We start from the raw sequence: 12,441 nt of genomic DNA, 5'->3' as shown, positions 1-12,441 counted from the left end.
TCAGTAGATTTCCCGCATTAAGGGAGATTTGAGATGAACAAAGTTACCTGCATTACAAAGCCAAACCGCGATAGTCGCTATGATGCGATCCAGAAACTGGCCGGTACGAAGGAAGATGATGGGGGCCGCTGGTCCTGCACTCGACAGGAATGCGTTGCGTACATTGAAAAGGGTTACAAATTCTACGTGAACGTAAGTGGGCACAAAGTCTATTTGATCGTCGGCACTAGCGCTAACGGTAACAAGTATGTTCGAACTGACCCGGATCAAGATGCGGCAGACAATCTCCTAAGCCTTCCTGAATGCCCCTGATCTGTTTCATCGGAGAAGCGAACCCATTGGGGTCCGCCGCCTATGAAAGTGCCTGCAGAGCGGCGTAAATGGCGCCATAGTCATCGTTCTGCGGGTTCTCTCTTAGAGTGGTAGATATCCGATCAAGCTCGCGCTGTATAAACGAAATAGGTAACTTAGCGCCCCATTTGTTGGGGTAAATAAACACCTCAATCGCCAACCTTCTTGCTGCCCGGCTTTTCTTTTACCAGCTTGCGCAGTCGCTCATTGAGCTAGGATTCGTCGTCGTCCGCTTCTAACTCGCGGGCGGCTTCTTTGAAGCGCTCTAGTTGACTCTTTTTATCTGTCATCGTGCTATACTTCTTTGGAAAAATTTAACCCCCCGAAGACTCCCATACAAGACTTTGGCGATTGTATATTTGACAAACCCACTGTGAAAACCTATCTTTAACTCAACAAGTTAGAGGTTTACGCCATGTCCGTTCTTTCCGCCCCCTATATGCACGATGAAACAGCAGCCTTCGCCCATGTCGAAGCGATGCTTTGGGCTGATGGTCCCGTCTGCCCGCATTGTGGTGTCGTTGATAGCGCCTATCCCCTGACGGGCGTTCGCACCAAGCCAAGCGCAAAGAACCCCGAAGGCAAAGAGCGCCACGGCCTGTGGAAGTGCCGCGAGTGCCGCAAACAATTCACCGTCCGTAAAGGCACAATCTTCGAGGAAAGCCACCTGCCGCTGCACCTGTGGCTGCAAGCCATTCACCTGATGGTGTCCAGCAAGAAGGGCATCAGCAGCCACCAGCTACATCGCGTTCTGGGCATCACCTACAAGAGCGCATGGTTCCTGACACACCGCATCCGCGGATGTATGCGTGACGGTGCGCTGGCAGGCTTTGGTGGTAACGGTAGTATCGTTGAAGTTGACGAGACTTTCATCGGCAAGGAACCCGGCGTCGCTAAGCATCCGAAGGCCCGTGGCGGTTCTCATAAGATGAAGATGGTAACGTTGGTGGATCGCACCACGAAGCGCGCAAAAAGCATCGTCGTTGACGACCTCAAGAAGTCTACGCTGATCCCGATCCTGCAAGAGAACATCGCCCGTGAGGCGTATGTCATGACCGATGAGGCGCGTCAGTACCAGAACATCGGCGCTGGCAAGGTGTTTGACGCTCACGGCTGGGCGAACCACAGCGCGGGTCAGTACGTGGACTATGCCGATAGCGAAATCCACACGAACACCGTTGAGGGCTTCTACAGCATCTTCAAGCGCGGCATGAAGGGCGTTTACCAGCACTGCGGCAAGCAGCACTTGCATCGCTATGCTGCGGAATTTGACTTCCGTTACAACAACCGCACAGCGAGTGGCGTTGATGATGTTGAGCGTGGTCAGGTTGCGCTGCGCGGTGTCGTCGGGAAAAGGCTGACCTATCGGCGGCCTGACAAAACCTTAGGCAGCTAAGGTAGGCTTCACTGATCCAATAAGCGCCCTGAAAATCAACTCAGCAGCCTCTAGTGTGGCCGCTTTTGCTAGGATTTCAAAGCCAGCGTCAGGTCTTGATTTCAGTAATGAGCAAACAAAATAACCCTCTGGGCCCCCCATACCATGCCCCATGGCTTCACGGTACATCTTGTGCGACAATGGGGTCACAAACACAATCTGTTCTCCCATCTCGCCTTCCATGTAGAGATCTTCCATCATGCTAGACACAAGTGACAAATATCGCATACATCCTGATCCGCGAATTTCGGCAAATCAACTTGCAGAATATGCTCTTGCCTCTCCCTCTCGTCGTCAGGTTATCTTAAGGAACGCCAAATACGCACCCACGTTCTTGGTAGTAAGGTACGGCGAAGCGCGCGCGTCTGTCTGCGACTTTCTTAAGGACGGAACGCGACCTGTTGCCAAATTACACTCAGCAGAAGCAGAACTCAAGGCCACCGCTGCGTCACTCGGGTCAAAATTCAAAGAAAACGACGCCCTTTTGTCCGCCGAAGCGATTGCGTCTTTTGCGGCTTTTGTGTCGGACCCTAAGCAGTATCCCAATGCGTTCAGCAAGTTAACTTTTGCGCCAATAACTGGATACATGCCCAAGTTGCCGTTGTCGGAAGTCGACGTTTCGGTTCAAGTGGATCTTATCGCCAAAAATCAGGCTAAGGAGGTCTGCGGCGGTGTATTGCTTCAAACCTCCAAGGCCATCTCGGCAAAGAGTTGGAGGGATGAACATTCACTTTATGTAACGTCGCTGATTTGGATGGCATCGTCTGAGTTTCTGGCAGGGCACGGAACAGTTGATCCCAATTTGTGCTATGCGGTTGATCTGTTCGGGAAGAAAGCGACCAAGGCACCCAAATCTTACAAGACACGAGTTAAAAACTTAGAAGCTGCTTGTGGGGAGATTGCCGCTATGTGGCCCAACATTGAACCCCCCGCCGATCTATGAGCGATAGGTCTAGCTGCTTAAATTTGATCGGTGACATTGCAGTTCGCTGGTCTGAGGTGGAAGCCAATCTACGAGAATTGCTTTGGCTTTATGTCGGGACTGATCGGCCTACGTTTGACCTGCTTTTTGGCAGATCAAGTGGGGACCACGTAGAGAAAATGCTGCGCAAGGTGGTGATGGCCAAAGAGATTGATAAGATTGCCCAAGGAGATGCCATCGAAGCGCTCAGTCGATGCAAGACCATACGCGATAATCGCAACACTATCTTGCACAAAATGCGATCTGATCACGTGGACGATGCCGCTAGTCTCTTTCCTAAACTGGTCGCTACGCAAGAAAGTCTGATATCTTACGCAGAAGCACTTAGCGCGTGTAAGATCAATCTATCCCAATTTGTCGCTCGCCGAGACGCAGTGGAGACCCCAGATGGCGAAGATGAGGCCCCCGACGCTCACGAAAGAGTGCCGACGTATGAACCTATTAATTGGCCGCCAAAGGGTAGCCGGATTGAAATAGAGGTCACCTAATGACAGATCAAAAGCCCCAACTAGACCGCTTCAAAGAAGCCGCCCGCGAACTAGAGACGGACGACGACGAAGAACGGTTTAACGAGTGCTTGCGCGGCATCGTTACACCAGCCAAGAAAGTCTGCCCTGAGTGCGGCCACGTCTTCAAGGGCAACGGCTGGGATGGCATAGATGCCCACTGGCGGTCCAAGCATGAAGATGTGATGTCTTACGAGAAAGTGTGGCCTTTGCTGCGCGCTGGAAGGTACCATTGAAGTGTTGAGTTACCCCAACAGATGGGGTATCATGATACCATGAAGCTCAAGCTTCTTCATTTTGTCTCCCGTGCGCTTGGCATCCTTGTGCATATAGATGGACTTCCCTACGGTCGTCGCGGAAAGCCGCAAGAGCGCACGGATCGCGGCTAAAGGTGCTTGTCCAGCCAATCGTTTGTTCCGGCAATCGCTTTCGTGAAGGCAGGTCGCTTGGTAAATTCAATGACCATCAACTTGTCGTCGTCGTCCACGTACTGCGCAAGGTGATCTTTTACCTCTGTCGCAGAGTTATCCGCGCTTAATAGCCACTGAGAAAGCTGGACTCTTGCAGTGTCCAATTCCTTGAGCCGACCTATCAGGCTGTCATAGTCCTTCTCCGCGATAAGATCGTAGGTAACGGTAAACAGTGCCATATCTCGAATCCCTCTAAAGTAGAATCCGAGCCTATCTCACGTTGCGGGTTTGTCAAATATACAATCGCCAAAAGAAGAAAGAAGGGGATTATCAGCTCCTGTCATATTGTATTGTCAGCCAGTCGATAGGTAACGGTGAACGTCGGGATTTTCAAATTACACAACCCTAGGAAGCGGGCAGTTTTAATTCGATACAAAGACCAAATTCGCGTCAGGAAGTGATGCGTAAGAGAACCACTGAGATGAAGAAACCCAGTAGGCCTAGGGCGATGCCGAAGCTTGCCGCATATTGAAGGATGTCTAGGTAGTTCCCTTTGCGGCTCCGGGCTAAATAGCCTCCCCAAAAAGCACCTCCGATAGAGCCTAAAAACATTAGCATCACGGTTCCTTTGGGTTTGTTTTTACAGACTTATGTCGCTGTTTGGCCAAGCCGAAGGCAAACCTCAACGTCCAAGCTGCACAGATGAGCGACAGAAATGTCCAATTGCCGAAACGTCCGTAAGGCGTAGCCGTACGCGCAGCCGGCAGGCTTTCATTTATGACGCCTGTTCGCCCAGTGTCGAGGCGCGCGACGATCTCGCCGTTAGCATCAATAATTGCGGATATCCCGGTGTTCGCAGCGCGCACCACGGGTAGCCCTTCCTCCACAGCGCGCATGCGCGCGGATGCGAGGTGCTGCTCGGGCCCGATGCTGGCGCCGAACCAGGCATCATTTGTGGCGTTGAAAATCCAGTCGGGACGAAAAAGATCGTCGACCGCCTGGCCCGGAAAAATGATCTCGTAACAGATTGCCACCGCAACCAGAGGCGCGCCCGGAATTGCCAGCGTTCGTGGCCCTGGTCCCGGGGTGAAATCACCCAAACCTTCGGCCAGACGCTCGAACGGCAGCCAACCTTTCAGGGGCACATATTCCCCGAACGGAACAAGATGATGTTTTGCATATCCCGTTAGAATTTCGCCGCTGCCGTCATAGACCTGAACCGTGTTGAAATATCGGGTTCCCCCATCCCTCTCTACGCGGTCAGGCACACCTGTCAAAAGGATCCTACCGTCTGGCAAAACCGTGGATAACCGCCTGCGCGCCAAGGCGTCTTCGTCCAGAAAACCGGGAAAGGCCGTTTCCGGCCACAGCAGCAGGTCGAAGCGTCCGGGTTGCGCGGACAAGCCGAGGTATTTTTCCAGCGTGCGTTCGCGGCTGCCCGGCGCCCACTTCTCGACTTGCGGCACATTGCCTTGGACGATGCGCAAAGCAATGTCCGTTGGCGGCACGTTCTGATTTAGCCGAAGCACACCGCCCCCCCAAATTACCGTCACCGCGACGGCAAAGAGCGCCAAGACAGCTGCGCGGCTGTTTGGCGCGGCTGCGATGAACACACCTGGCAATATGCTGATAAATACCGTGACAAAGCCCAGACCGTAACTTCCGACCCATGCGGCGGGTTGGCGCAGGGGGGCATGTTCGACAAGGGCATAAGCAGCAAGGTTCCAGGGAAACCCCGTCAGGACATGACCACGCAGCCATTCCGCGGCAACCCAACACGTTGCAAACAGAAGACCTGCCGTAATGCCGCCGACAGCACGGCGCTGCATTACGGTGGCAAATAACATCGCCGCAATAGCTGGAAAAATGGCCAGTCCGGCGGACAGTCCCGCGACTGCTGGGATCGCAAGGGCACCGAAACGTTCGGAATCGACGTAAAAGCTTTCGGCAATCCAGGAAATTCCAAACAGGAACTGGCCCATTCCAAAGATCCAGCCGATGACGAAGGCGCGCGCGGTGGAAACCTGCATGAGCACGAGAAAGAGTGCTGAGAAGGCGACTGGAACAGCGATGATCCATGAGAACGGTGGAAGGGTTAAAACCGTTAAACCGCCCGCCATAAAGCTAATCCCTGATCGCAGGGGAAAGCAACGGCTGCAGCCAGTCAATTGCAGCCAACCCGTCATCATGGGCCAGTCTGAAGTTTAGCGGCTAACCACGGTGCTAAGAGCAGCAGCCCCACGCCACCGACCACGAACACATCCGCCATGTTGAAGGCGGGCCAATGCGTGGAGCCGACGTAGAAATCGAGGAAGTCCGTCACACCCCAAAATCGAATGCGGTCGAGGACGTTGCCGAGCGCGCCACCGATGATCGCACCATAGGCGATAGCCTCAACCCGGTTGTCAGTGCGTACCAGCATGACGGTCAACCAGCCGCAGATGGCTAGGGCCAAGGTCGCAAGGCCCCACCATGGTGCTCCACCAAGCAGTCCGAATGTCACGCCATCGTTGCGCAAGTAAATAAGATTAAAACTGGGAAAGACCGGAATTCCGGCGCTCAAATCTGTCGCATTAGCGACGACGATTGCTTTTGTCACCTGATCAACAAGAAAAGCAGTTCCAGCCGCAATGAAGCCTTGGAAATGGGACTGTTTCATCTCATCACCCCAGCCATACATCTAGGAACAACATGATCACGAGGCCGACCGCGAGACCGAAAGTCGCCCTGTTTTGATGGCCGGATCGGTGGGTTTCGGGAATGATTTCGTGGCTGATTACGTAGAGCATCGCCCCGGCGGCGAAGGCGAGGCCCCATGGCAACAGGGGCTGCGAGATGCCGATGATGCCAGCGCCAAGAAGCCCGCCTACCGGCTCGACAAGACCTGTCAGGGCGGCAACCCCCCACGCACGGCGCCTGGAATACCCCTCACCAAGCAATGAGACCGCTACGGCGAGGCCCTCGGGCGCGTTTTGCAGCCCGATGCCAATCGCGAGCGGCAAGCCACCTGAGAAACCATCAGCCCCAAACCCGACACCAACGGCAAGCCCTTCGGGAAAATTGTGGATCGTGATCGCTATGATGAAGAGCCAGACGCGGCGCAGAGATGCGGCGGCGGGCCCTTCTCGCCCCGTTTTGAAATGTTCATGCGGCAGTCGTTCATTCATCAGAGCGACCGCCCCCATGCCAAGCAAGATCGCAACACAAACGATGGTTGCCGGGAGAGCACCGTTGTCGAACTGTCTTTCGGCTGCGTCGAGAGCCGGAATGATCAACGAAAAGAATGAAGCAGCGAGCATGACACCCGCCGCGAAGCCAAGCAGCAAATCGCGCGTGGCACGAGAGGGGACGCGTCCAAAGAGAACGGGGGTCGCCCCGACCGCTGTCAGCGATCCGGCGGCAAGGCTTCCAAGAAAGCCGAGAGTTATTGGGGACAAGGGTTCCAAGCGCTGAGTTCCCGCCGATACGTCAGTCAGCGGCCAAATAGCTGCTAAAGATTTCGGTCGACCCATCGCCCTGGATCAAAAAGACATCGTAGCCCTCGCGATCATCTTCCGGTCCCATGCCCGGCGAGCCATAGGGCATACCCGGCACCGCCACCCCCACTGCATCGGGACGCTCATCCAACAAACGCTGGATGTCTGATGCCGGTACATGACCTTCGATCACGTAGCCGCCGACCAAAGCCGTATGGCAGGATACCATGCGCTGAGGCACGCCGGTGTCGAGTTTGAATCGCACAAGAGTTCCCCCGAACAGGTCCTCGCCTATCGGCGCGAATCCGCTTTCCTCAAGATGCTTCATCCAGGACAGACAACAGCCGCAGCCGTTTGTCTTCCGGACATCAATCTGGATCGCATCGGCGACAGCTTGCGCCGCGGAAAACAAGGCCAGCGTGACTGCAAGAGCGGGAGCCAGTCGTTTCATGGATTAAAGCCTTTCCGTTGTTGTCTGCACAAATTCGCTGGTGAGCCTCTCGGCCAGTAGCGAGCGAGCCTCAGCCAATCGCTCAAGTGCAGCCGTGCCAACCGCATCCCGGTCGGCCGCCTCTACCAGTCGGTCGTCTGAGAGAGGATCCGTCGGGCGACCATCGACCCGAACCTCATAATGCAGATTTGGGCCGGTCGCGGTGCCGGTCGCACCGACGCGACCGATCATGTCTCCGGCCATCACGCGCTGCCCTTGTTCGAGTGTGTCCGGCACTTCGCTGAGATGTGCGTATCGTGTCAGGGTGTCGGAACCATGCGATATCTCCACCACCCGGCCATATCCACCACGACGTCCGATGAAGCTCACGCGTCCAGGCGCCGTTGCTTTTACAGGCGTACCGCGGGCCGCAGCAAAGTCGACGCCGGTGTGCATGCGTACATTCCCATAGACCGGGTGCGTGCGACGGCCGAAGACGGAACTCAGCCGCGCTCCTTCCACCGGTTGGGCAAAGACACGCAGGACCTCTCCATCCACATAGATCGTCGCTTGACCGCTGCCGTCATCCGGCCAGACGATCTCATAGACCGATCCAGCAAGGTCCAATGCGGCAAAGGCAAGCTCGGGCTGGCCAATCCTTTTGTTTCCTTCTCGCGCCTCGCGCCAAAGGAGACGCATCCTCTCACCCCCGGAGAGTTCACGTCGAAAATCGATTGTGCCGCCCAGCATCTGTGCCAGATCGACCGCGAAGCGTGCAGGTATCTTTGCCTTGTCCAACGCTGCGGAAATCGAACTTTCAACCACCGCCTCGCTTGCGAAAATCACCACTTCAGGGTCTGGTTCCAATACGCGCGTAAGAAGCTCTTCACCAAAAACCGTTTCGATCCGCACTCCATCGTCAATGGCCAGTTCTACGCGCTTCGGATTGCCGTCCGCGTTTGAGATCACGGTGATCTCATGGCCTGGGCGCAATCGGCGCAGATCATATTCCACTCCAAGTGCCAGAGCGATCTCCGCACGGGCGTGTGCGGCAACGCCGGCGTTCGCTAAAACTGCATCCAACGTCTCACCCGACGCGATTTGACGCGTCCAAGTCACCAAGGGCGGTTCAATTGCTGGCAAGGCGGTTTCGGTGACGTCAGGCTGCAAGAGAGGGACGTTTAGGATTTTGCGCGCTCCGCCGACTTGTGTGGTTTTGGGAACCGTCATGACGCTATCAGCAAGTCGCGGTTCCAAAACTGCAGCAGGCGCCCAATGCGTTGCTTCGGCAATCGATTGGGGCACCGGTTCTTTGGACCACCACCCTAAGGTGGCGATGGCAGTCATCGAAAAGGCGCCTACCAGGGCTACCGAGGCAACTCTTATTCTCATGTTGTGATCTCTACATCTTCTGTCAACGCACGTCGGATCTTCGGTACTGCGAATTCTCTTGGCTCGTGGTGGTCAATCATGGTGACGAACTCACCGTTGGCGCCAAAAAGAAATATGCTTGCCGTATGGTTCATCGTGTAGTCACCTCCCTCGGTCGGGACGCGCTCATACGAAGCCCGAAACCCTTCTGTAGCGCGGGTAATCTGGTTTTCCGTCCCGGTCCAACCCCGAATGGCCGGATGAAAATAGCCGACATATTCGGCCATGGCCTCGACCGTGTCACGCGCCGGATCGACCGTGATGAAGACCACGTTCATCTGCGCGGCTTCGTCTCCGAGATCTTCAAGCCAGCCTGAGATATCCGATAACGTCGTGGGGCAGACATCCGGGCAGTAGGTGAACCCGAAGAACACCATGGTCGGCCGTCCGATCAGGGTTTCTGGGCCCACTTCATGGCCTTCGTGATCGGTCAGTCGGAAATCCATCGCCGTTAGGGGGAGCGGCCTTTGGCCAGTAGGTTTCGGAGCGCCGGGACCATCCACGCGCCACCAGCCGATACCAAGCATCATAGCCAGAGCGCCTGCACCGTATTGGAACAATTGCCGACGCTGCATCAGCTTCCCGGCCCGCGCGCGGCGATCCCCAGAATTGGGACCTCAACAGTCACTTCGCCACCGTCCGAGAAAGTCAGTGTCAGCGGGAAGGTCTCGCCTTCGATCATCGGGTCTTGCAGCTTCATGAGCATGGCGTGCAGCCCGCCCGGCTCCAATGCCACGCTTTCGCCCGGCCCGATCGTGATGTCGTCTGCAGGTGACATTGAACTGACGCCTGCAGCGTTGGTTTTCGTCTCATGGATCTCGGGCATCGTGGCAAGTGGTGTTGTAAGTCCGGTCAGCGTGACTGTGTCTTCAGTTGCGTTATGTATAGTGAAATATGCCGCGCCCGGTCGGTTTATACCAATCGAAGCACGGGACCACGCGTTTACTACGATGACGTCCTCCGAACCGGCAAATGTCGGAGTCGACATGCCCGAGAGCAGCAAAAAAAGAGTCAAGCCCTTGATATAAGGTAGCTCTATCATGACAGATTCTCCTTTATCTATCCGAGCATCAACTTTGGCTGACCGCAATTTCTGCAGCGACCAGTCGCCGCAGTTCGGCCTCACCGAACGGGTCTAATGGCTTGGCGTTGACGAAGAACGTGGGCGTTTGTCGCACGCCTACCGCTTCGACATCAGCGCGGTCCTGATTGAGCACTGCCACGACACCGGGGGCCAGCATCTGTGTTCGAGCAGCTTCGACATCCAGACCACCGCTTGCGGCAATCTCAAGGATCAAACCCGGTGCTGGAGTGCCATGGGACGCCCATCGTGGCTGCTCGCGCAGGACCGCTTCCAGCACGGGTTCGAACACATCCTGCATCCGCGCAGCTTCGAGAACACGGATCGCTTCCACTGAAGCTTTCCCGTGAAAGGCAGTATATCGAATGACGACACGGACCGCACCACCGTGCTCAGTCATGATATCCTTGACCACGGGATAAAAGGCGCGGCAGGCCTCGCAAGCTGGATCGAAAAACTCGACAATCGTGACAGGTGCCGTTTCGGGGCCAAGGATCGGGGAATAGGACCGGATCAGCACATCGTTCACTTCTGGCGCGACAGGGACTGCCTCTGCCATGGGTTGGGGGCGGGTGGCATACCAAGCCGCGCCGCCAAAACCTGCGGCACCAACAGCCAGAACGGATAGAACGAGGCCGCGTCGATTCATGTTTATTCTTCCTTCAGTGAAAGGGCCGACAGCACCCCGATAATCGTGAAGGCGACAAGCGCCATCAGCGGAATCGGAATCCCGGAGACCAACTGGTTGTCGTCGATACAAGAGGGGCCAGTCGCCGTGCAGGGCTGGATCGCCTCGGGGATCAGACCGACATAGAGGCCGATGTGATACATCGCCACCGCCGCCCCCCCAAGCGCCAGTGCAACGCCATAGCGCCCCACGCGGGAATCCTGCCACCACAACCCGAGCCCAAGAACGATGGCCAAGGGGAACATGAAGGCGCGCTGGAACCAGCAAAGGATGCAAGGCGTTTGACCAAGCACCTCGCCAATAAAGAGCACGGCAAGCGATGAGATAAGCGCAATGATCCACGCTAGGCCAAGGGCTGTTTCTCCGGAGAGTCGGGGCATGACGATCAGATCCTCTCTTTCAGATCGGCGAGGATCTCTTCGGCGGGCGTGCCATAGGGCCAGGAATCCGCGAAGCCTGCCTGCTTGTCGAAAAGGAAAAGGTGCGACGTGTGACCCATCGTGTATCCACGCGGCGCAGTAGCCTCCTCGATCCGCTCAAAGAAAATTGGGAAAGTCTCGGATGTTGCGGCGATCTGCTCCGGCGTGCCGGTCAGCCCGATGATTCCTGCGTCGAACAAGGGCACGTACTCTGCTAAAGCCGTCGGCGTATCTCGCTCGGGATCGATCGTTATGAAAATCGGCTGAACCATTGCCGCCTCATCGCCCAGACCCTCCATCACGGCCGCGACTTCGGACAGTGTTGTCGGACAGACGTCGGGGCAATTGGTGAAGCCGAAGAAGACCAACATCCAGCGACCTTTGAAATCTTCCTCCGTTTGGACCATCCCGCGATGATCGGTCAGTTCGAAATCAGCAAAAAACGGTGGTTCACTCTCTGTGCGGGCAAGGTCGGCACGGTAGTCCAACCACAGCAACAGCCAGATGAGAACGAACGCCGCCACGCCCGCCAACACCTTCGATACCTTCTGAAAACCTGGAAGCCTCACACCGCTACGCCCGAACTTGATTCTATATTTTGGAGGTGTCTACAACTTCTAGCAGCTGTAGGTTCAAGCGCGATTGTCGCTAATTGGCTGGCAATCACGGACCTGTGAGGAGGTGGTGAATCTTGTGATGTCTGCCACTTAAAGCTACACCCTCTGTAGCTAATGTGGAGAGCCTGAAATGTTGACCATTGGGACGCTTGCAAAAAAGACTGGTACAAAAGTGCAGACAGTCCGGTATTATGAGCAGATCGGGCTCATGCCAGAACCCGGCAGAACTGAAGGCGGCCAGCGACGATATGGTGATGCCGAGCTTGACCGCCTGTCGTTCGTCCGGCACGCGCGGCAACTGGGGTTCTCGTTGGATGCGATCCGCGAACTGCTCGACCTCAGCGATCACCCGGGAAAATCTTGCGCGGAGGCCGATGCGATTGCCCGCCGGCAGCTTAAGCAAGTTGAGCATCGACTGGCTCGCCTGGAGGCGCTGCGCACGGAATTGAAACGTATGGTGCATGAGTGCAGTGGCGGGCAGACCGCTGACTGCCGTGTGTTAGAGGTGTTGAGAGACCACTCCGAATGCCTGACAAACCATGAAGAGATCGGCGGCTAAGATGCCCGTTGCGTTTGTCTATCCGATCGCGGCGCTTGCCGAAATCGCAGGGTGTT

Annotated in this window: 18 protein-coding genes; 6 read left to right on the top strand and 12 right to left on the bottom strand. The window is 55.9% G+C overall.

Annotation, left to right across the window (positions count from 1 at the left end):
* The first annotated feature begins 33 nt into the window (after nucleotides 1-33).
* On the top strand, nucleotides 34-312 hold the full coding sequence (locus tag B5M07_RS14585; protein WP_120351847.1) for a DUF3892 domain-containing protein: 279 nt from the start codon (nucleotides 34-36) through the stop codon (nucleotides 310-312).
* Nucleotides 313-766: 454 nt separating this feature from the next.
* Nucleotides 767-1,747, top strand: coding sequence for an IS1595 family transposase (locus B5M07_RS14580; protein WP_120351846.1), 981 nt, complete (start codon nucleotides 767-769; stop codon nucleotides 1,745-1,747).
* Here B5M07_RS14580 and B5M07_RS14575 read toward each other — a convergent pair.
* Nucleotides 1,736-1,987: a hypothetical protein gene (locus B5M07_RS14575; RefSeq protein ID WP_120351845.1), complete on the bottom strand. Its 252-nt coding sequence runs from the start codon at nucleotides 1,985-1,987 to the stop codon at nucleotides 1,736-1,738. The genes B5M07_RS14580 and B5M07_RS14575 overlap by 12 nt on opposite strands.
* Between B5M07_RS14575 and B5M07_RS14570 the strand changes: the two genes are divergently transcribed.
* The 3 genes from B5M07_RS14570 to B5M07_RS14560 are packed head-to-tail and all read left to right on the top strand — an operon-like array spanning nucleotide 1,986 to nucleotide 3,510.
* Nucleotides 1,986-2,729 (top strand): hypothetical protein, encoded by a 744-nt coding sequence (locus B5M07_RS14570; RefSeq protein ID WP_162931877.1) that lies wholly within the window; start codon nucleotides 1,986-1,988, stop codon nucleotides 2,727-2,729. The two genes, B5M07_RS14575 and B5M07_RS14570, sit on opposite strands and share 2 nt — an antisense overlap.
* Before the next feature lie 23 nt (nucleotides 2,730-2,752).
* Nucleotides 2,753-3,256, top strand: coding sequence for a hypothetical protein (locus tag B5M07_RS14565; protein WP_162931876.1), 504 nt, complete (start codon nucleotides 2,753-2,755; stop codon nucleotides 3,254-3,256).
* The gene (locus tag B5M07_RS14560) at nucleotides 3,256-3,510 is read left to right on the top strand and encodes a hypothetical protein (protein WP_120351842.1); all 255 of its coding nucleotides are present in this window, start codon (nucleotides 3,256-3,258) and stop codon (nucleotides 3,508-3,510) included. The genes B5M07_RS14565 and B5M07_RS14560 overlap by 1 nt, the downstream gene beginning before the upstream one ends.
* 149 nt (nucleotides 3,511-3,659) lie before the next feature.
* Here the strand turns inward: B5M07_RS14560 and B5M07_RS14555 are convergent, their stop codons facing one another.
* The 11 genes from B5M07_RS14555 to B5M07_RS14505 all read right to left on the bottom strand — a co-directional run bounded on the left by B5M07_RS14555 (nucleotide 3,660) and on the right by B5M07_RS14505 (nucleotide 11,742).
* Nucleotides 3,660-3,923, bottom strand: a complete 264-nt coding sequence (locus B5M07_RS14555; RefSeq protein WP_120351841.1) for a CRISPR-associated protein Cas2 — start codon at nucleotides 3,921-3,923, stop codon at nucleotides 3,660-3,662.
* Nucleotides 3,924-4,301: 378 nt separating this feature from the next.
* Nucleotides 4,302-5,873 (bottom strand): apolipoprotein N-acyltransferase, encoded by a 1,572-nt coding sequence (gene lnt, locus B5M07_RS14550; RefSeq protein ID WP_254693935.1) that lies wholly within the window; start codon nucleotides 5,871-5,873, stop codon nucleotides 4,302-4,304.
* Nucleotides 5,870-6,364: a signal peptidase II gene (lspA, locus tag B5M07_RS14545; RefSeq protein ID WP_082852052.1), complete on the bottom strand. Its 495-nt coding sequence runs from the start codon at nucleotides 6,362-6,364 to the stop codon at nucleotides 5,870-5,872. Before lspA ends, lnt begins: the two co-directional genes overlap by 4 nt.
* Nucleotides 6,348-7,130: a ZIP family metal transporter gene (locus tag B5M07_RS14540; RefSeq protein ID WP_120351839.1), complete on the bottom strand. Its 783-nt coding sequence runs from the start codon at nucleotides 7,128-7,130 to the stop codon at nucleotides 6,348-6,350. Before B5M07_RS14540 ends, lspA begins: the two co-directional genes overlap by 17 nt.
* A gap of 22 nt (nucleotides 7,131-7,152) precedes the next feature.
* Nucleotides 7,153-7,611 (bottom strand): DUF411 domain-containing protein, encoded by a 459-nt coding sequence (locus B5M07_RS14535; RefSeq protein ID WP_120351838.1) that lies wholly within the window; start codon nucleotides 7,609-7,611, stop codon nucleotides 7,153-7,155.
* A 3-nt stretch (nucleotides 7,612-7,614) separates the two neighbouring features.
* The gene (locus B5M07_RS14530; protein WP_120351837.1) at nucleotides 7,615-8,982 is read right to left on the bottom strand and encodes a M23 family metallopeptidase; all 1,368 of its coding nucleotides are present in this window, start codon (nucleotides 8,980-8,982) and stop codon (nucleotides 7,615-7,617) included.
* A complete protein-coding gene (locus B5M07_RS14525; protein ID WP_120351836.1) occupies nucleotides 8,979-9,596 on the bottom strand; it encodes an SCO family protein in 618 nt (205 codons plus the stop codon). The genes B5M07_RS14530 and B5M07_RS14525 overlap by 4 nt, the downstream gene beginning before the upstream one ends.
* A complete protein-coding gene (locus B5M07_RS14520) occupies nucleotides 9,596-10,063 on the bottom strand; it encodes a copper chaperone PCu(A)C (RefSeq protein WP_120351835.1) in 468 nt (155 codons plus the stop codon). Before B5M07_RS14520 ends, B5M07_RS14525 begins: the two co-directional genes overlap by 1 nt.
* A gap of 28 nt (nucleotides 10,064-10,091) precedes the next feature.
* The gene (locus tag B5M07_RS14515) at nucleotides 10,092-10,751 is read right to left on the bottom strand and encodes a DsbA family protein (protein WP_067263745.1); all 660 of its coding nucleotides are present in this window, start codon (nucleotides 10,749-10,751) and stop codon (nucleotides 10,092-10,094) included.
* 2 nt (nucleotides 10,752-10,753) lie between these two features.
* A complete protein-coding gene (locus B5M07_RS14510) occupies nucleotides 10,754-11,170 on the bottom strand; it encodes a disulfide bond formation protein B (protein ID WP_120351834.1) in 417 nt (138 codons plus the stop codon).
* 5 nt (nucleotides 11,171-11,175) lie between these two features.
* Nucleotides 11,176-11,742 carry an SCO family protein gene (locus tag B5M07_RS14505; protein ID WP_120352283.1) on the bottom strand — a complete coding sequence of 189 codons (567 nt, stop codon included), beginning with the start codon at nucleotides 11,740-11,742 and terminating at the stop codon, nucleotides 11,176-11,178.
* Nucleotides 11,743-11,956: 214 nt separating this feature from the next.
* On the opposite strand from B5M07_RS14505, the gene B5M07_RS14500 reads away from it, so the two are divergent.
* A complete protein-coding gene (locus B5M07_RS14500) occupies nucleotides 11,957-12,385 on the top strand; it encodes a MerR family transcriptional regulator (protein ID WP_067263750.1) in 429 nt (142 codons plus the stop codon).
* Nucleotides 12,386-12,441: the final 56 nt, after the last annotated feature.

It is taken from the genome of Sulfitobacter sp. D7 (assembly GCF_003611275.1).
In the GTDB taxonomy this organism is placed as follows: Bacteria; Pseudomonadota; Alphaproteobacteria; order Rhodobacterales; family Rhodobacteraceae; genus Sulfitobacter; species Sulfitobacter profundi.
Note: the sequence above shows the minus strand (reverse complement) of the source record. Positions and strands in the feature narration are given on the sequence as shown.

Coding starts and splice junctions, on each gene's coding strand:
- B5M07_RS14585 (WP_120351847.1), top strand. CDS start 34: ATGAACAAAGTTACCTGCATTACAAAGCCAAACCGCGATAGTCGCTAT.
- B5M07_RS14580 (WP_120351846.1), top strand. CDS start 767: ATGTCCGTTCTTTCCGCCCCCTATATGCACGATGAAACAGCAGCCTTC.
- B5M07_RS14570 (WP_162931877.1), top strand. CDS start 1,986: ATGCTAGACACAAGTGACAAATATCGCATACATCCTGATCCGCGAATT.
- B5M07_RS14575 (WP_120351845.1), bottom strand. CDS start 1,987: ATGATGGAAGATCTCTACATGGAAGGCGAGATGGGAGAACAGATTGTG.
- B5M07_RS14560 (WP_120351842.1), top strand. CDS start 3,256: ATGACAGATCAAAAGCCCCAACTAGACCGCTTCAAAGAAGCCGCCCGC.
- B5M07_RS14555 (WP_120351841.1), bottom strand. CDS start 3,923: ATGGCACTGTTTACCGTTACCTACGATCTTATCGCGGAGAAGGACTAT.
- lnt (WP_254693935.1), bottom strand. CDS start 5,873: ATGATGACGGGTTGGCTGCAATTGACTGGCTGCAGCCGTTGCTTTCCC.
- lspA (WP_082852052.1), bottom strand. CDS start 6,364: ATGTATGGCTGGGGTGATGAGATGAAACAGTCCCATTTCCAAGGCTTC.
- B5M07_RS14535 (WP_120351838.1), bottom strand. CDS start 7,611: ATGAAACGACTGGCTCCCGCTCTTGCAGTCACGCTGGCCTTGTTTTCC.
- B5M07_RS14530 (WP_120351837.1), bottom strand. CDS start 8,982: ATGAGAATAAGAGTTGCCTCGGTAGCCCTGGTAGGCGCCTTTTCGATG.
- B5M07_RS14525 (WP_120351836.1), bottom strand. CDS start 9,596: ATGCAGCGTCGGCAATTGTTCCAATACGGTGCAGGCGCTCTGGCTATG.
- B5M07_RS14520 (WP_120351835.1), bottom strand. CDS start 10,063: ATGATAGAGCTACCTTATATCAAGGGCTTGACTCTTTTTTTGCTGCTC.
- B5M07_RS14515 (WP_067263745.1), bottom strand. CDS start 10,751: ATGAATCGACGCGGCCTCGTTCTATCCGTTCTGGCTGTTGGTGCCGCA.
- B5M07_RS14510 (WP_120351834.1), bottom strand. CDS start 11,170: ATGCCCCGACTCTCCGGAGAAACAGCCCTTGGCCTAGCGTGGATCATT.
- B5M07_RS14500 (WP_067263750.1), top strand. CDS start 11,957: ATGTTGACCATTGGGACGCTTGCAAAAAAGACTGGTACAAAAGTGCAG.